The sequence below is a fragment of the Paenibacillus sp. J22P165 genome (assembly GCF_059692015.1).
Window position 1 is genome coordinate 384,446 of sequence record NZ_JCAUAP010000005.1, and the last position, 17,342, is coordinate 401,787.

Annotated in this window: 16 protein-coding genes and 1 pseudogene; 2 read left to right on the forward strand and 15 right to left on the reverse strand. The window is 44.3% G+C overall.

Annotation, left to right across the window (positions count from 1 at the left end; translation table 11 throughout):
- Nucleotides 1-40 precede the first annotated feature (40 nt).
- The 9 genes and pseudogenes from AC58QM_RS14415 to AC58QM_RS14455 all read right to left on the reverse strand — a co-directional run bounded on the left by AC58QM_RS14415 (nucleotide 41) and on the right by AC58QM_RS14455 (nucleotide 5,880).
- Nucleotides 41-667 (reverse strand): hypothetical protein, encoded by a 627-nt coding sequence (locus AC58QM_RS14415; protein WP_497285036.1) that lies wholly within the window; start codon nucleotides 665-667, stop codon nucleotides 41-43.
- 155 nt (nucleotides 668-822) lie between these two features.
- Complete coding sequence (locus AC58QM_RS14420) at nucleotides 823-1,215, reverse strand: VOC family protein (protein ID WP_497285038.1); 393 nt, start codon at nucleotides 1,213-1,215, stop codon at nucleotides 823-825.
- 240 nt (nucleotides 1,216-1,455) lie between these two features.
- On the reverse strand, nucleotides 1,456-2,037 hold the full coding sequence (locus tag AC58QM_RS14425; protein WP_497285040.1) for a GNAT family N-acetyltransferase: 582 nt from the start codon (nucleotides 2,035-2,037) through the stop codon (nucleotides 1,456-1,458).
- 39 nt (nucleotides 2,038-2,076) lie between these two features.
- Nucleotides 2,077-2,703 (reverse strand): GNAT family N-acetyltransferase, encoded by a 627-nt coding sequence (locus tag AC58QM_RS14430; protein WP_497285041.1) that lies wholly within the window; start codon nucleotides 2,701-2,703, stop codon nucleotides 2,077-2,079.
- Between the two features lie 177 nt (nucleotides 2,704-2,880).
- Complete coding sequence (locus AC58QM_RS14435) at nucleotides 2,881-3,210, reverse strand: YobA family protein (RefSeq protein WP_497285043.1); 330 nt, start codon at nucleotides 3,208-3,210, stop codon at nucleotides 2,881-2,883.
- A 157-nt stretch (nucleotides 3,211-3,367) separates the two neighbouring features.
- A complete protein-coding gene (locus tag AC58QM_RS14440) occupies nucleotides 3,368-3,961 on the reverse strand; it encodes a DUF2441 domain-containing protein (RefSeq protein WP_497285045.1) in 594 nt (197 codons plus the stop codon).
- Nucleotides 3,921-4,411 (reverse strand): annotated as a pseudogene (gene uppS / locus AC58QM_RS14445) (polyprenyl diphosphate synthase). The gene AC58QM_RS14440 and the pseudogene uppS overlap by 41 nt, the downstream one beginning before the upstream one ends.
- Before the next feature lie 287 nt (nucleotides 4,412-4,698).
- A complete protein-coding gene (locus tag AC58QM_RS14450) occupies nucleotides 4,699-5,154 on the reverse strand; it encodes a DUF4362 domain-containing protein (RefSeq protein WP_497285047.1) in 456 nt (151 codons plus the stop codon).
- A 153-nt stretch (nucleotides 5,155-5,307) separates the two neighbouring features.
- Entirely contained in the window at nucleotides 5,308-5,880 is a 573-nt protein-coding gene (locus tag AC58QM_RS14455) for an SF0329 family protein (RefSeq protein WP_497285049.1), read from the reverse strand.
- A gap of 190 nt (nucleotides 5,881-6,070) precedes the next feature.
- On the opposite strand from AC58QM_RS14455, the gene AC58QM_RS14460 reads away from it, so the two are divergent.
- Both AC58QM_RS14460 and AC58QM_RS14465 read left to right on the forward strand, forming a co-directional pair.
- Nucleotides 6,071-6,862, forward strand: coding sequence for a VOC family protein (locus AC58QM_RS14460; RefSeq protein WP_497285050.1), 792 nt, complete (start codon nucleotides 6,071-6,073; stop codon nucleotides 6,860-6,862).
- Nucleotides 6,863-6,884: 22 nt separating this feature from the next.
- Nucleotides 6,885-7,685 carry a helix-turn-helix domain-containing protein gene (locus AC58QM_RS14465; RefSeq protein WP_497285052.1) on the forward strand — a complete coding sequence of 267 codons (801 nt, stop codon included), beginning with the start codon at nucleotides 6,885-6,887 and terminating at the stop codon, nucleotides 7,683-7,685.
- Between the two features lie 99 nt (nucleotides 7,686-7,784).
- Here the strand turns inward: AC58QM_RS14465 and AC58QM_RS14470 are convergent, their stop codons facing one another.
- The 6 genes from AC58QM_RS14470 to AC58QM_RS14495 form a co-directional block, all read right to left on the reverse strand.
- A complete protein-coding gene (locus AC58QM_RS14470) occupies nucleotides 7,785-10,268 on the reverse strand; it encodes a hypothetical protein (RefSeq protein ID WP_497285054.1) in 2,484 nt (827 codons plus the stop codon).
- 16 nt (nucleotides 10,269-10,284) lie between these two features.
- A complete protein-coding gene (locus tag AC58QM_RS14475) occupies nucleotides 10,285-11,727 on the reverse strand; it encodes an L-arabinose isomerase family protein (protein ID WP_497285056.1) in 1,443 nt (480 codons plus the stop codon).
- A 202-nt stretch (nucleotides 11,728-11,929) separates the two neighbouring features.
- Nucleotides 11,930-12,814 carry a carbohydrate ABC transporter permease gene (locus tag AC58QM_RS14480; RefSeq protein ID WP_497285057.1) on the reverse strand — a complete coding sequence of 295 codons (885 nt, stop codon included), beginning with the start codon at nucleotides 12,812-12,814 and terminating at the stop codon, nucleotides 11,930-11,932.
- A gap of 15 nt (nucleotides 12,815-12,829) precedes the next feature.
- Entirely contained in the window at nucleotides 12,830-13,729 is a 900-nt protein-coding gene (locus tag AC58QM_RS14485; RefSeq protein WP_497285059.1) for an ABC transporter permease, read from the reverse strand.
- Nucleotides 13,730-13,792: 63 nt separating this feature from the next.
- The gene (locus AC58QM_RS14490; RefSeq protein WP_497285061.1) at nucleotides 13,793-15,502 is read right to left on the reverse strand and encodes a type 2 periplasmic-binding domain-containing protein; all 1,710 of its coding nucleotides are present in this window, start codon (nucleotides 15,500-15,502) and stop codon (nucleotides 13,793-13,795) included.
- Nucleotides 15,503-15,673: 171 nt separating this feature from the next.
- Nucleotides 15,674-17,341: a response regulator transcription factor gene (locus AC58QM_RS14495; protein WP_497285063.1), complete on the reverse strand. Its 1,668-nt coding sequence runs from the start codon at nucleotides 17,339-17,341 to the stop codon at nucleotides 15,674-15,676.
- Nucleotide 17,342 lies beyond the last annotated feature (1 nt).

Sequence of the window (17,342 nt, forward strand, 5' to 3'; positions counted from 1 at the left end):
CAGTTTGCTCCCTGTTATTGTGCTATCGTGTCCCGTTAGCTCAGTCAAGTTTTTCGATATCGACCCTTACAATCGTTTTCCATGTTTCGGGTAGATGACACAGCATAGCTGGTGTCAGATAAATTTCTCTTCGGTTGCCTTTGATTCGATACCCTTGCTCTTCAATATGATTTTCAATTTCTTGTAGAGTTGACTGTGTATCACGATAATGTCCAACATGAAGTTTTTGAGCACATATAGTTAACTCTTCTCCTACAAACTTGGTCCTAGGAACTGTTTGTCCACGTAAATTCTTCTCGACATTTGCTCTTGCCTCTTCGTAAATTTCCGAAGAAATACAATCTGGAACTTGCATCATATGAGTAATGTTATATTTATCATCATCACTTTTACTACGCCAAATAATCTCCGGGGGCATTAACTTAAACTTATATCCCATTGATTTCTTTGTTATTTGCTTCAACTGGTTCACTACTTTCCATACAATCCACTGTTCATCTAATGGTTCTGGGCGTCCAGCCCAGTTCATATGGAAAGCTGTTCTCATTTCTTGGGATACATATTGCATCTTAGGAACACTCAAAATTTGTACTGGTCCTGGTTTCACAGAGTAAACATGAGGATAAATCTTACGATTATCATGAGTGATAAGTTGAGCAGTTTCCAATTTGATAACCTCCAAATAAGGGGCTCGTATTTACTGTCATTACAAAGCATTCACAATGTTTATTTAAGGCATTTCCATTCGAGAATTCTGCCCGTGATCGCAGCATAGCTGCTGATTACTCACGCGGCAACCTTAAATAAGTTCGTAAGTTCTCTTCAGCTATTTTTCTTTCCTGAACCGAAACCTATTTCGTACCCATCTAAATCTCGAACAGAGAAATCTTTCCATGAACCCCAGTCTTGTTCGATTACTTTTGGTTCGGAGACAATAATTGCCCCATTCGTTTTTAGTTCAAGAAATAGAGTATCAAGTTCGTCATGAGAGTTTACGTAAGCATATGTATTCCATGTTCCTTTATTAGGTTTAACATCTTCCATGCTTTTTGCTTGAATTAATTTAAAGCCTAAACCGAAATTATCCCGAGTTGCCCAGTGTTCGTTAACATCACATCCTAAGGCATCTTGGTAATACTTCATGGACTTTTCTAAATTTGAAACTAACAACACAGTAAGAGAATTTTCAATTTTCGCTTTGACTATTTCCGCCACTACTTAACCACTCCCCCCTATTGGAAAATATACCCATATAAAATATAGCGAATATATGTTCGAATGTAAAGAATGATTTTACCAAGAATCATTGGAGAAATCTGCCCGTTAACGTAATGAAGCCGCCAATCGTAACGGCAGCTTCTCTACTTATGTTTGGATCTGTTCAGGCGTTAAACTTGGTACACGAAGCAGCTGCCGCGGCAAACTGATCCCTGTTTATTGTGCTAACGTGCCCCGTTAGACTTCAACATCCATCTTTTTTTGTATCTCAATAAATTCATCTTTCGTTAAACCAAACAAAATGCTATCTAAATATTGCCCATTTGTGTATATGACTTTTCGCCGAACACCCTCTTGGATACATCCTAGATTCTTCATCATTTTAATAGATGCATCGTTTCCTTCAAGTACATGATCATTGAATTTATTAAGCCTTCGTTCGAAGAAAGCATACTTCAGAAGTATTTTAACAGCTCTTGTACCATACCCCTTACCTCGGTGGTTCATGTCGATTTGAATACCTATACTAAATGTGCCGTTTTTTTCGTCGATGCTGTTTAAATTAATACCCCCAACATTTTCTCTATTAGAATTTTCAATAGTAAACATAAGCCGACCTGAAGAGAAATCAGCGTATGTTTCAGAGAATTTTTTTGCTTCTGCAATCGTAGGTGGTAATTCAACAGCACACTCTAAAAAACGCCGTGCAAGAGAATCGAAACGGTTTATGTAGTGACTCTCCCAATCTTCAGGCTCGATTGCACGCAATTTTATTTCTTCATCCTGCCAAAAATAGTGTCTGAAATCAATTTCCCTCATATCTAACCTCCCCCTTTATATAACCTCATCAAATACTCGTCAAGACCGATTACGTGTAACATCGAGGCACATCCGTAGCAGAGGTCCACCGTTTGAGTTGGCGACACCGATGACGACAAACCCCACCGATTCATAAAACGCCTTCGCGTGTTTGGTAGACACCTCTATTCGCAAATTGCGACGTGTAATGTCAGCGATTAGCGTGCGGGCAACGCCTTGTCTCTTATAGTCAGGATCAGTGAACAGATCCTCGAGTTCGAGGAAGTCGTCGACCGGACGTGCCGATGCGAAGCCGACGACCCGCCCGTCAACAACAGCAACTTTCGCGAATGGCAGCATCGCGACGTCCCACACAAGCCACTCGGGATGAGCGGCGACTAGCTGGTGATCGGCTTTATTTGTCAGCGAAGCTCGGCGATAGACGTCACGTATTGTGTCGACGTCGCCCGTGGCCGCGCTCCGAATGACGAGGTCAGACGATATGAGTCGTGAGGTCGGCACCCCATCGTCAAACTGAGTAATCCACTCTCCTTCTCGCTTGAGGTTTTCGATCCTCTCTCGGATCAAATCAGCGATTTGACTCTCACCCTCTCCATTAACTAATGCTTTCTCTAATGCTTTAATCTCGATTAAAATGATAAATCGCTTAAGCTCAGCCACTTTCATAGTGAACGCTCCTCATCCGACGGTTAAACCGCCACAATATACTTGATGTATATTATCACTATGCAGGTTTAGTCTATCGAGCTGGCGGTCTCGGATCGCTCATTAAAAAGAACCGCCCGCACAGGCGAATCTTATATTACCGTTCAACGTGTATTCCCTAAGAATGTTTGCGATAGTTTAATCATTAATTATTTCTATCTTTTTGGCACTTGCCTGTGCTGGAAAAGATTCATTAATTCCACCATTAACCCAATATCTTACTTTTTGTCCTACTGAAAGTTGTGAGGTCGAAGTTTTTAGCCAAATAGCGTTTCCTGAATAACTCCCTGATATATCTCGCCAATTTTTACCCAAATCGGTGTCTTTTATATTATCCAGCACTAATACTCCGCTATCAGTTACTTCAAAGATATATCCTTGCCCAGTAGGCTCCGCACTTAATTTCCCTTGACATCCCAATAAAGTAAATACGACCGTTGCTATCATCACAATCTTTAAATATTTCAAATCTCAAGTCACCTCCATAACCTAAACATATGCGGTCCTGTTTATTTTCTAGAGTTAAATAAATTCGTCCGTTAGCTGGGTAAAGGACTGCCACATAGCAGTCCTTAACTGTTTAACTCGTTCACCGTTAATGGTCTATCAAGCGCTTTTGTTAACATTAAAGGTAGTACTCATCAATTATTTCTACTACTTCGATCTTTCCGTTAATTAATAACTCAGGAAGTTCGTTTTTCACATTGCCCTTCCAATATTCTCTGGCTTGTTCGATTTTCCGAGAGAAAGGAATTCCATCTTCTTTTGGTAAAAGATTCCCATCCCCCTCAAAGATATTCCCAATAACCCGAAGTTTTACTATCTGCAAAACTTTTCGGTGGTACGAATCAAACAGTTCTTTCCATCGCAAAGCATCTTCATAACTTTTCGCAGCGTATAAGCAAGACAATCGTGAGGGATATTCAGGATATTCTTGAAGTCTAATCATTTCAACAATCACTTCTCTAATAGCTCGGATTGTTTGACCTACATATCTAATAGCTACATCTGCATTTTCTTTATCCATCTTCAAGCCGTCATTTGTATGATGATCATGCAAAATTTGAATAAAGTCCTCACCCTTTAAATTCACCTGTTCCTTCTCAAAAAAGAAGTGATATAATGTGTTTTTTTGGTTTTTGTCAAAGCATATGATCTGACCAAGATCCATTTTTTTCCTAGTGACAATGTGATAAACATACAATTCGCTTTCTTGCATGGACTGCCCCCATTCCCGTTCTCCTTTTGCGATCAAACCATTTTAATACTCTTCGCATCACTTCTTGAGTTTCATGTGGGAATCTCGAGATATCCCCGATAAAGCTGACTTTAATACTATTTTTTATTAATTCTTGAACTGTTGTATCTTGTAGAAATTCGACCACTAGGCTAATAATATAGTCCACTTCATCCTTTGGTCTTTTCCAGTTTCAGTAGAAAAAGCGTATAAGATAAGAGATTCAATTCCATTTTCACGGCATATTCTTATTGTTTCTCGCATAGCCTGCATGCCTGCATAATGTCCAGCAGTTCGGGGTAACCCTCTCCTTTTTGCCCAACGACCGTTTCCATCCATCATAATTGCTATATGTTTTGGTAAATGGCTATTCCAGTTAATTTGCTTTTTCATGTTGGTTTTGGACTTACTCGTAAAAGAGAGCCACTTCATAGAAATCACTCCCTAAAAAGAAACATAATTCCCTTAATATTCCATATGTGAACTCAATTTTCCTGCCAACCAGCGGGAGGAAGGGCCGCAATGCGGCAGCCTGTTAAGCACCGTTAAAATTCCAAAGACAAAAAAAAGGTTACCCTATGCCGTATTCGGCTTAGGGTAACCTTTTTTTGTAACCTCGTTGAGTTTTCGCTTACAGTACCTCAACCGTATAACTGGTTGGTATTGTTGCAGAGCAAATTCACGTGATATGCTCCCATTTTTTGTACTATCGTTACCCGTTAACGTAACAAAACATTTTCCTTGAGTAGCCCGAAAATGGGTATGCTCTTTTCACCTTCATTGTCACATTGATAAAGCGTATATAAGTAATGATCTTTTGTCTCATCCATGCTAATCCTTTTGCAACTGTAAACCTGTTTGCCATGTTCAGAACTCATTCCATCCCTGGTATTATCAATGGTCCAGGTGATTTCTCTGCCGTTTGATTGCACATCATGTATCCAGTAGCCACCGTCAACAATCGGTGGGATGAGCACGAGATAGTCGCCTTTTCCATTTTTATGACGCTGAACCATCTCATTTAAACGGTCTACATCCACCTTATTGAAATGGTGAAGAATAATATCGTTTCTTTCAAGTGCATGTTTGTCAGACGTTAAATGAATAACCATGATCATTACCAACGCCCCGATGATACCAATCAGCACACCGATCGTTATCTTAGCTCGTATCATGCATACACCTCGTTTCTTCATCTATTAGACGTGTATACAGGCTATTTCGTTGTGTCATTCCCCTAATAATTCCATATAAGCATTTCGATAACAGTTATCCGCTCAAACAGTAGTCGCGGCCCTCATACAACACCCCGTTTGGAGATGAATGAGTTATTTATTATCAAATGTTTGAAGTCGTAGTTCAAAAAAATACTGTACAATTGGATGCTTTAACTGCATCTTCTCGGTCATGTTTAAAATGCGCTTTTTCCCAACGCGTCTGTCAACCAAAGCTAGAATATTCAACAAGATATCGTTACTTTCTAGGCTTTCCTCTATAGAAGTGGATAAAAACTTGTTAGCTATAACGACAAAATTTGATTTACTCAATGATGACTGTGCTGACAAAAGCTCTTTTGCATATTCCGATATTTTTCTGTTTCTTGCTATTACTTTTAAACGATCCTCGGGAACACTTCCTTTGGTATCTTTTCTGACTGCTTCGATTTCTTCATTATTGATAGGAATATAGATATCTGAATCATTCTTAATTTCTAACTCCGTCTGATACCATCTGACTAAGTTATCACTCATATTGAGTACTTTCTTTTTATCTACCGCAATATAACAAAGCCCTGTTTTATCTGGTAAATAACGGTAGCTAGCTGAAAGATATTCGACCCTTCCATTTAGCGCAGGACTAAGAAAACTCTCCAGTTGTTGTTTCAATTTGCTCCAGGCCATTTCTTCCTCCTATGTTTCACATGATAAAACACCCATTGAGGCGCTAGTTCTATTATCCATCATACAATAACCAACACATCGATCAAAAAACAACCTTACACCTTAACATGAAAAAAAGCTATTGACCTTAAAGTAACTTTAAGGTGTATAGTAATCTCAAGTTATATTCCAAAAAATGGAGGTTGCCTACGTGCTGACACCTAACTTTAAGTTTGACGGCGGTTTTATTATGGTACCTTGGGAACAATTCGATGAGGCAACAGAATGGTATCGTGATAAAATGGGTTGGAAATTGCTAGGCACAGGCAATGGGCCCGTCGGCAGAAAAGCATTTTTTAAGATGCCAGGGTCTGGACAAGCTAATTTGAAATCGTTTGAAAGCGAACTTGACCATTTCACGTCCAAAGATTATAACGAAGGAAATTGCAGATTTTGTTTTCGTACGGCTAATCTGGATCGGACACTGGAATACTTCGTTAATCAAGGCATCGAGTGCACTGCGCCGCTAAAAATGCCGGATGGCACGCGGTCTGCTGACATTCTCGCATTCGGAAATGTTCGCCTGACGCTAAGCGAAGACAGGAAGCTGGAAGGTAAATTCCCTGAATCACGCGTCATTCAATACGCTGCCAAACCACTATGGTTAGGTGTCTCCAATTTGCAGACTTCAATCAATTGGTATGAGCGGATATGTGGTTGGGAACGTTCGAAGAAAAATCATCATAATCTTGGATTTGGTTTGATGCGTGGAACATGGGACTTCGTCTGGCTGGAAGAAATACATACAGAGCAATCATTGAAAAAGGCTAATCCTGGAGCCAGGTTATACTTCAGGATCAAAAAGCAAGAAGATCTGCGCAAGACGCATGAATGGCTTAAAGGGCAGGATATCGAAACATCTGAAATCATAGGGGAGCGTTGGCAGGGATTCCATTTCTATGATCCAGACGGGAATCGATTGAATGTGTGGAGTTATTATTAAAAGTCTGGTAGGAGGAGATCTGTTGACAAGCCATATGACCATACAAAGTTTTGCCCAGCGAACGGGTCTTCCCGCCAGCACACTTCGCTATTACGATAAAGAAGGACTATTGAAGCCCATTTATAGGACGGAAAATGATTATCGATTTTATCAAGAAGATCAAATTTCAAGCGCTATGAAGATTCATACCCTGCGCCAAGCAGACATCAGCCTGTCTGAGATCCGTCAATTTCTTGTTGCGGATTCCGATGAGCAGACTGTCTGGTTAAACAAATGGCGTCAGGATATTGATACGAAGTTGTTGGCGCTTAATGTGGCCAAACAATATCTAGATGGCGTCGACTCTGTAGATGAGCAGATTCGGTTAGTCAGATGGACTCATTCTTCGAGGATGCTCTGGTTCCGTCATCGCGTAAAGCGGCAACTTCATCCGTTTGCTCAGGCTATTGAGGAAAGTGCGGCTTACTTGAACAAGCAAGGGCTTTTGCATGCGAAAGAGGCATTTGTGCAGCAGGAACAAATCATTCGCGATGAGATGATTGGCAAAATTGGTTTTCGGCTGCCTGCAAATACGGTCTTGAAGGATGATTGGCATCATGAAGCGGAGTTTGAAATCGAGTTTGAAGTTTTGCAACCTACACTGTTCGTTTCACTGGATTGCTTATCGAACGACCCTTATGCATGTTTTAGTTTAATGCTTGTCTTGCAATCGTTCGGATTCGAGCCAGCTGGACCAAATATTGAGCGTTATCAGCTTCATGATACGCTGCGATATCAATGGTTGATTCCTGTGGTTCATAGTCAAGGAATAGAATTGTCATAGTTCCAAAGTACAAAAAGCCAGCAAATTCGCGATTGCTGGCTTCTCATATAAAATTGATTTAATATAAATTTTTCAAATATTAACAATATTTTTTATTCATTACCATGAAATGTGAATCGTTCCCGTTATGCCGACAAGTCGCAGCCGATTTCCTGTCTGCATGCCACGCCAATCCACAATGCTGCCATTACCTTGTTTAATTTCTATGGCTCCCAACGCTAACATCTCTGGCGGCGGATAAATGGTCACATCTGCGTTTAGCAAATTACTGATGCTCAAAGTTCGGACCATTCGCTTCATCTTAGACGGAGTTGGCGCATTCTCTCGGCACGATACTCGGCTCCGCTCTTGCTGGTTCACGAAAACACGGCACTCGTCCCGGAACGTTCGATCGAGCGAATACAGTTCCGCTTCGCCCTCGCCAAGAACAATCGATTGGCCTGGGAATAGCGGTACCCCATCCGGGAATCGCAGCTTCAACTGCACCGACGGATCCTGCTTGCAGCCTGTCATGATGAAACCATTCAGGTGCCGGGAAACGAAGGTAAGGACAGATTGTGAATCCTGATCTTGCTTTACTTGCTTCATCAAAATGCCGAAGTCTTGAAGCATATACCTCAGCAAAATCGACGTATCCATCCAATCGTTCTCCTGCCGAACCGGCAGATGGGTGACACCTGTCTCGGCGAAAGGCAGCGAGCCGCGCACCCAACCGATTCGACCGCCATTCCATTCTGCCAGTGTACGTGAAAGTGCGAATATGCGTTCTTCACCTTCCTGTATAGCAACGGCACCGACCCGCGTCCCTGCATCTGCCTTATTCCGCAGCAAAACATTCAGCGAACCGTCGCCAATGTCCGCGCGATGACGTAACTTACGCTCACCCTTATCTCCGTAAATGTCGTCCTCCTCGAACGATAGCGCGAGGGCAAAATCCCCCTCCAGCCCCACACCCTCGGTTGGTTGTAAATTCAACAGCTCTAGCAGCGACGGCTGTCTTACATCGCCGTACACCAGGACTTTGCCGCCACCGCGGATAATGTCTGTCAGCTCAGTAATGCTGGCGTCGTCTAGCCACATCGCGGACACAAACAATATCGTACTGTTGAGCTTTCGCCGGGCTTCAGATGACATCGCGCGGAACGTGTCCGTGCCGAGTACGGTGTTGAGCGGAAAACCATGATTAATGGCGCAGCGCACGAACCAATCATGGAAAAACACGCGGCCAGAAGCCTCGTTATCCCCTTGAACTGCCTCATGCAGCTCACGGAACGGATACAGCCAAGTGAGGAGACCCGGTTCATCGGGCGCTTCACGGAACGCTTTTTGTATATAGGGAATCACTTCCGCAGGTCCGTCCGCCCACAACTCGCCCTTCTCTGTATCAATTGTCAAGATTTCTACGATGCCAGGCATTTCAAGGGCTCCAGCCGCATTCATGCGTGCGACCGACAACGGCCCGTAAATGTCGTGCGGTTCGTGGTCATAGTAGTCCCACCAAGGATTTTGCCAAAACCATGGATCATTCACATAAAAACGGTACGGATATGTTTCTCCTGGCAGCTCCGCGATTCTGGACATGTACCCTGTTAATTCCAGCCCAAAATCGTAGTTAAGCGCTCCCCATGGAGAGTTAGGCGGAGGGAAATCAAGATACTTCTTTTCATATAGCTCGAGCAGCGGAATGTAATCCTTCGCTAAATCCATGCCGGTTCCGTAATTCGTCCCACGCACCTCTGTCCTCACACCAGGACATTCCTGCTTGAATAAGTCCCAGAACGACATAACTTTGGATGAAAGCTCATTGTAATCAGCTAACGGGAGGTCAGTCCCATTATAGTTAGCACCTAAGTACGTCCATGGGAAATATGACAATGCGAAGCCATTTGAGAACCAGATATAATCGAAACCTAACGCAGGCAGGAAACTCGCGCATTGGCGCCCTAGAAACTCCCCGAACGGCGTGCCTTCTGGGATGCCGCCAGGATAGGCAGCATAAGCATCGGTATCCGCCTTCAGCTTGGACCAGGAACAGACGACCGTATAATCGGCCTTCAGCGACACGAAATTTCCACCAAGCTCCGCGCGATTGATTTCGGGGTGATCTTTATATTTGAAATCAGAGTAAGCAAACTCCGGACCCGCGTCAAAAGGAACACCAACCTCCAGCTGAACATTGAACTGATCCAGCGCTATTCGTTTGAAGGAATCGACGACTTTGCGCAGATCGCCGTACGTGAAACGAACTGGGTTATCTATATATAGACGAGCTATATGAGGATCGTTTTTGTCCTTGACATGGCTGAACATCTCTTCATTTGCAAAACCGATATACCGAGCCCACTCGAATTCATCTTCGTACTGTCCGTTCCAGGTCAGTATTTCACTGCCATCCGAAACCCACAGCAGCACCGAAGCTGAATCTGCCATGCCGATGAGCGGTTGCCATTGTCGCAGTGCTTCCGTACAAACTTCATCAATCGCAGCCTGTTCCAGACTTTTGAACGGTTTAAGACTCATTTCCAACGTAGCGCGCTTCAACTGTTTAGCACCGCTGTTTGCTTCATGTGTCACCTTATTCAAGCCAGCTCACTCTCCCTTATACGATTTCCAGTTCAATGCCCAGCACTTTGGCAACATTGCGGATTTTCGGAGCGACATGCCCAACGCCAAGCGCGAAATGGTGAGTTGGGCCAGCGGAGCACCATTTCTCAACGAATTCGGCAACGGAGCAGCCGAAACTACAGCGTGTGTTCGTGTTGCCTGTCTGTGGAATTTCTCCTTTGATCGACTCACCTTCCGTGGCGATCATCTTGAACTTGCCGTCTACCGTCTGTGAAATCCCCAGCAAAGTGACTGGGCCTGACTTGATGCTGAACTCAACGCCGATGCCGGAGCCGCGCTTCCCGTGGAACAAATCTAGTCCCCGAATAATCGGACTGCCATCGCTGATTTTAATGTTATGCGGTCCGTCATGGCCCACTAACACGATGTCATCTACGAAATCGCAAGGGTGCAGCTCTGCGAATGATCCTCCTGCTTCGAGCCTGTCCATGATCAGCATTGCTGCGCAAGTTTTGAGATCCGCTTCGCCTGCAAGTGGGATGCCTTTACCTGTCAGCAGGGAATTCCCCAGCACCATATTGGAACCGATTCGTTCGTATTCATTTCCATCCAATCCTCGGTAATAATACGCGAGTCCCGTTAAACCATTCTCCGCTACAAGCTTATCGAGCCCAACAGCAACCTTGGCTGACCAATCCAAATCTTCCGGCTTAATTGGTCTTGTCACAGGATCGATGAACGGATCAGAGATCGTAAATATGCTCTTAATCTCATCGAGCTTATTTGCTGTTTCAGCGGCGGTTACCCCGTTAACCAGCTTAGCCAAATCGCACATTTCCAGCATCTGCACATGGGAGCCAAATGCAGCTGTAAATGCTGTCGGGTCCGAATTCATATCATACATACCCTCGTAGGTATGACCCAAGTAGCCAATTCGTGCATGCTTGAAAGCACGACGCGCATTCGCGACCTGGCACCATGACTTTAGCTCACTCGCAGCTCGTGGATCATCATGCAGTGTGCCAACAATCATGCCAGCTGCAGGTTTTCCTGCGCGGATGAGTACCCCGCCGATTTCCGGAAGCGAACAAATATTATCGTTGGCTAGCTGCATATACGTTGTTGTGTTTCTATAATCAAGCCGTTTTCTCGGCTGAAGCGCTACCAGAACCGTTGGCACGCCGACATTCAGAATGGCAGTTGCTGCCGATGATGAGGTTACATAAGTGCTCAAAAAGACAAACAGGAAATCGATATCTTGACGCTTTAAATGCGAAGCAGCCGCGAATGATTTATCAACATTATCTACAAAGCCAGCCGAAACGACTTCAACCTCATGAACGCCTAGCATCGCTTCGAACTCTTTACCGTAACCGATCAATTCTTCCCGAAGACCAGGAAATTGCTCCCAATAGGGCTCATGCCCTACGTTCATGACGCCTACGCGCGCTGATGCACGTTTGAATGATACACTCATTTTCAGTTCCCCTTTAATTGGTAATGACTACACTTATAGAGTATTAAATCAGCGCTTTTTTAACAATGAACAGAACAATTATTATTAGAGTAATTCTACGAATTATCAAGCATAAAAAACAATCAGCCCTTGCCTCTGCTGATTGTTTATCGCTTATTCTTCGGAGAATACCAGCACAGTTCCTAGAAATACACTTCTCCCCCTACTCCTTCACACTTCCCAGAACAATCCCTTTCGTAAAATACCTTTGCAAAAAAGGATATACAATCAAGATTGGCAACGCCCCAAGAAAGATTTGCGCTGCGCGGGCCGTTCTATCGGAAACGAGCGCTATCACCTCCAGATCGATATTACTCTTAACCAGCGAGTCGAGGCCGACCACGATCGTGTACAAGTAACTTTGAAGCGGATAATGCGATGGTGAATTCATGAAGAGGATGCCGTCAAACCAAGAATTCCAATGTGAAACAATGGCAAATAGCGTCAATGTTGCTAAAGATGGCGTAGACAACGGCACATAAATGCGCCACAGAATGCGCCAATGTCCGGCTCCGTCCATCAAGGCTGCTTCCTCCAATTCTTTCGGTAAACCGCGGAAGAAGTTGAGCAGGATTACGACGTTGAATACGGGAACAGCATGGTGCAGCACGAGTGCCCAGATCGAATCAAGCAGTCCAAGTGAGCGTATTGTCATATAGAGCGGAATAATGCCTCCGCTAAACAGCATCGTAAAAACGAATAGCCAGACGTAAATCGTTCGACCTTTCAGCGCAGCCGCTTCTTTAGAGAGCGGGTAAGCAACCATGATCGTCAGTACCATATTCAGTGTAACACCGAGTGCAACCCTCTTGAGGGTGACGAATAATGATGTCAGAAATTCCGGTTTACTTAAAATAAAATCGTACGATTTCCATGTGAAATCGACCGGCCAAAATCTCACGTCGCCTGCTGCCACCGCGTTATTCGAGCTGAGCGACATCGACAGCAGGTGGATAAGCGGCAAGATACACAAGATAGATAAGCCCAAAAGAACCGTGTAGTTCGAGATAACGAACACTTTTCGCGGCCAGGATGTAGATTCGAGCATCACGAGTCCTCCTTTTTAAAAAATGCGGTAGTTGGCAAATCGGTAAGCTAAGAAATAAGAAGTCGATATGAGGATAAGTGACACGAGTGATTTAAATAGCCCCACGGCTGTTGCAACCCCATATTGCGCATCAACCATCCCGATTCGATATACAAAGGTGTCGATAATATCCCCACTTTGGTAAACGATAGGGCTATATAAGTTAAATACCTGGTCAAAACCGGCATTAAGTACGTTGCCAATGCTAAGCGTAGCTAACAACACGATAATCGGCGCCATGCCGGGCAGTGTAATGTGGAGCGTTTGCTTCCATCGGCCTGCCCCGTCTACTTTTGCAGCTTCGTACAGTGCAGGATTAATACCGAGGATAGCAGCTAAATAAACAATCGTGCTGAATCCAAATTCCTTCCACTCATTCGAGATGACCAGTGTGAACGGGAACCAACGGTTGTCGCCAAGGAAAAAAATAGGTTCCATTCCTAAACCCCGAAGCCCTGCGTTCACGATCCCCGTTTTCGGTGAGAGCACGTCGAGTAAAATGCCGCTCAGGATGACCCACGATAAGAAATGCGGCAAATAAATCAGTGTTTGCATGAATCGTTTCATCGCTTCTTTACGAACTTCATTTAGCAGCAACGCTACAACAATCGGTATAATGAGCCCAACAATAATTTTCATAACGGCAATGTAAACCGTATTCCACAGCACTTGATAAAAATCCGGGAGCTCCATGACGTAGCGAAAATTATCTAAACCAATCCATTTCGAATGGAATAACCCTTTCGTCGGTATAAACTTTTGAAAGGCAATGGCCGCTCCTGCCATCGGATAATAACTAAATAGTAAGATCGCTGCCAAACCTGGAATCAACATGGCGTGCAGGGGGATCTGGATTCTCCACGATCTGCTCTTCATTCTGTCATCCCTCCGTAATTCGAAATTAAAGGGCAGAGCCTGAGCTCCGCCCCCTGTTGTTTCCTATTTATTTTTGCTGTACCAATCGTTTACTTCTTTCTCAATGGTTTCGCCGCCCAATTTCTTAAACTCATCAGCGAATTTATCAAAGTCGTCGATGGATGCGTCACCCATAATAATTTTTGTATACGTCTCGTATATTTTCTTTTTGAGGGTTGGCAGTTTCTCCGACATCGCAGGTGTTGCAGAACCCAGGAACAAGTTATACTGACCAAGTTTAGCCTGTTCGTATTTATCAATCACACTGAAAGTACCATCAGCTCCAAATACCATATTCGAAAACCACATGGTATCGTCACCTGCTTTAAATTTCGACAAGCGTTCGAAGTGAATGGTCGCTGGGAAATCGAGCTTGCTTCCGTCACCTTTCTTAAGCGCTTCTTGTACTTTGCGGAACGCCTCGAGATTCGTATTCAGCGGATCAATCACAACTGGTGCATATTTACCTGGAAAAATCCCCGTTTTGCTGTCCGTAATAAATGGATTCGGATTAGGGGCATAAGAAGTTTCGTAATAACGATTCATATAAATATTAGCCAACTGAATGACAGCTTCTGGGTGTTTCGAGCCTTTCTTCACTACAAAGAATGTGTTGGCAGTATCATTAAGTTGCGGAATAGCGGGCTGTGCATCAGCGGAAATGAGCGGATACCCCTTCCATTGCGCTTTCGGATCCTTCGTATGGTTCTCTTTTTGAATATAGCCGCCATCTGCTACAGTCCCATAAGCCAAGCCAACACGTCCGGCAGCCACATCCTCTTGAATTTTTGTTGCCGGTTTTACGCCGAATTCCTTATCAAGCACGCCATCCTTATACAACTGCTGCAGCTTTTTGAGAGGCTCCTTTAGCTCTTTCTGAACAGAGCTGTATACAAGCTTGCCTCCTGCATCCTTGATGAACAGATCGACATAGGCATGATAGCTGTTAAAAAAGCCGTTTAGCGATCCATGTCCCCCATCCATGAAGTCCTTGTTGAGCGCAAGACCGATCGTATCAGCTTTACCGTTGCCATCTGGATCCTGCTTAGCAAATGCTGTTGCAGTTTTGAACACGTCGTCCATCGTTTTTGGCTCTGGCAAATTAAGCTTTTGCAGCCAATCGGTTCGAACATAAAGCATCGGCGCTGTGCTAGTACCGCCGTTGGAATATGTTCTTGGGATACCGAGTAGTTTGCCGCCTACTGTTGCAGCTTTGAACCCTACACTGCCGTCCTGATTGAGGACGTTTTTCAAGTAAGGGGTCGCATATTGTGCCCACACTTTCGTGAGATCTTCCAACATGTCGGCATCAATAAGCCGTTTCATTTCTTCTTTATTGACTTCCAGAAAGTCAGGAAGATCGCCAGATGCTACCGAGACATTGAGCTTCTGATGATACTGAGAAGCATCGACAGACCATACATTTTTAACTTTAATGCCATAGTCATTCTCAAAGATCTTTGTCCAAATGTTACTATCAATGGAGTCCCCTTCGGCGTATTTCATCGTTGCATCAACAGAGCGAACCGTAGAAACTTCGATTGGCGGATTGTATTTGCCCAGGGGTCCCACGCTTGCCGCAGCCGAAGGTGACGGACTTCCCGACGGATTTCCCGATGCACTACTTGATGGAGCAGGGAGATCTTCTGACTTACTACAAGCGCTTGCAATGAGCGATAAGGCTAGGAGCGTCCCCACGGAAGCAGCTCCAAACTTTTTATTTCCAATGTACATTTCCGTTTCCCCCTATTTGTTAAATAGTTCCTTTGCGGTACATTTTTATTATAGATTGAGGTAGGCCCCCTTCGAAACGGGACATTCTTGCGGCAGTTGACTTTTATTAACGAGTTTAAAAGCAATCATATCTAATTGGAAAAGGCGACCATGTCTATGATCGCCTAACGATTATTTCACAACAGATTCACGGTATTCCAACGGAGTTACCCCAGTCTCCTTCTTAAAAAGCCTTGTAAAATAGGCCGCTGAATCTAATCCCACAAGACCGGCTATATCTTGAATTTTATGTTCGGTTGTCCTGAGCAGTTGCTTACTTCTATTCATTCTAACTTCCGTCACATACTCTAGTAGCCCTTGCCCCGTAATCTGTTTGTACATACGCGATAAATAGGGAGGACTTAAGTGGACTAGCTCAGAAAGCTTCGTCAAAGACAACTCCTCGTTCAGGAATTCGCTTACATATTGCCTGATCCGTCCGATCATATCCGTCGTCTGCTCCGCTTGCTTCCGTCCGTTATACTCCGCCAGTGAATCCGCCATGGTAGCCAAATGCCGTACCGTCGCCGTCAGATCGGTTTGTACTGGCAGTTGAATCAATGCTTCTAAGCTAAAAGCGGAACCAATTAATGAAGCTAAACGCCGCTTATTTACATAAGTGATTAAAAAAGCAGATAAATTGACGACCAGCTCTAGTTTAAGTAATTCTCCTTCTTGACCAACCGGCAGGACGGACGACTTAACAGCGAGTTCGGCAAACAAGTTGCGACAAGCTTCTCTTTCGCCTTTATCGAGATACGTTTCAAGCAAATCGAGGTTCCTTAGGTAAGCGCGCAGGTCATTCTCTGCAAAAAAATCTTTACTTGACCTTCGCTCCTCGCCGATGGCATCGGGAAGTTCTCTCATCAAAACCTCTTGTCCGTTAAAGGCTCCGCCAGCCAGCTGAATTTTGAGGCTATCTGCGCGAATAGCCAAGTCTTCCCACAAGCATGGAGTAGAAGCTAGTATGAGTGAGATGGGAACTTTCAATAAGCTTTTTGTTGCAGCTTGAATAAGTTCGGCATGACCTGCAAGCAACTTGTATGCATGCTCTTCTGCAAACGTCTGCTCTTCGCTAGCTCGGCTCTGTACAAGCCAAACGTACCTACCACGGTCATAAGGGAACGCAGCAAAGTTCAACGATTCCTTCAGATATTCTTCTGCAATATTTTGAATGGAATAGTACAGCAGCGCTCTATCCCCCGGTAGGACAAAGGAACCCCACTCGTCGATCCGTCCCAAAGCGATGTGCACCGGACGCCTAGCATCTAGTCCAATCTCAAGCTCCGCGAACCGTCGTATCCGTGCATCCAGCGAATCAACTTCCCCCTGTGCGAGCTGCAACAAATAATCACGCTGGAGTGACGGTACGGCCACATGCAGTTGTTCGCGAGATCTTTTCAAGATTTCTTCACTGTCGAGTTCCCGTGCGATATCGTCAAGTGCCTTTCGAATCGCACTTATGATCGCTTCATCCCCCTCCGTCTTGAGGACATAGTCGATGCCGCCCTTGCGGATCGCCGTCTGGGCGTAACTGAAATCGTTATAACCGGTCAAGAAGATGACACGACAGCGAGGCCATTTTTCACGTGTAAGATCTGCCAATTCCATCCCACTCATGCCAGGCATACGAATATCTGTAAGGAGTAAGTCTATCTTCCCATCTCCAAACTTATTTAGCGCTTCCATGCCAGAATATGCCTTTATAATCTCAGCATCCAACCATTCCAACTCCATCAGTGCATCCGCCAAATAGTTAACAGCAAGTGGTTCATCATCTACAAGCAATAGCCTGATCATC

Excerpts from the sequence above, each read along its gene's own strand:
- AC58QM_RS14430 (WP_497285041.1), bottom strand. The coding sequence starts at position 2,703 with ATGAAAGTGGCTGAGCTTAAGCGATTTATCATTTTAATCGAGATTAAA.
- AC58QM_RS14440 (WP_497285045.1), bottom strand. The coding sequence starts at position 3,961 with ATGCAAGAAAGCGAATTGTATGTTTATCACATTGTCACTAGGAAAAAA.
- AC58QM_RS14480 (WP_497285057.1), bottom strand. The coding sequence starts at position 12,814 with ATGCTCGAATCTACATCCTGGCCGCGAAAAGTGTTCGTTATCTCGAAC.
- AC58QM_RS14475 (WP_497285056.1), bottom strand. The coding sequence starts at position 11,727 with ATGAGTGTATCATTCAAACGTGCATCAGCGCGCGTAGGCGTCATGAAC.
- AC58QM_RS14485 (WP_497285059.1), bottom strand. The coding sequence starts at position 13,729 with ATGAAGAGCAGATCGTGGAGAATCCAGATCCCCCTGCACGCCATGTTG.
- AC58QM_RS14425 (WP_497285040.1), bottom strand. The coding sequence starts at position 2,037 with ATGAGGGAAATTGATTTCAGACACTATTTTTGGCAGGATGAAGAAATA.
- AC58QM_RS14495 (WP_497285063.1), bottom strand. The coding sequence starts at position 17,341 with ATGATCAGGCTATTGCTTGTAGATGATGAACCACTTGCTGTTAACTAT.
- AC58QM_RS14455 (WP_497285049.1), bottom strand. The coding sequence starts at position 5,880 with ATGGCCTGGAGCAAATTGAAACAACAACTGGAGAGTTTTCTTAGTCCT.
- AC58QM_RS14490 (WP_497285061.1), bottom strand. The coding sequence starts at position 15,502 with ATGTACATTGGAAATAAAAAGTTTGGAGCTGCTTCCGTGGGGACGCTC.
- AC58QM_RS14450 (WP_497285047.1), bottom strand. The coding sequence starts at position 5,154 with ATGATACGAGCTAAGATAACGATCGGTGTGCTGATTGGTATCATCGGG.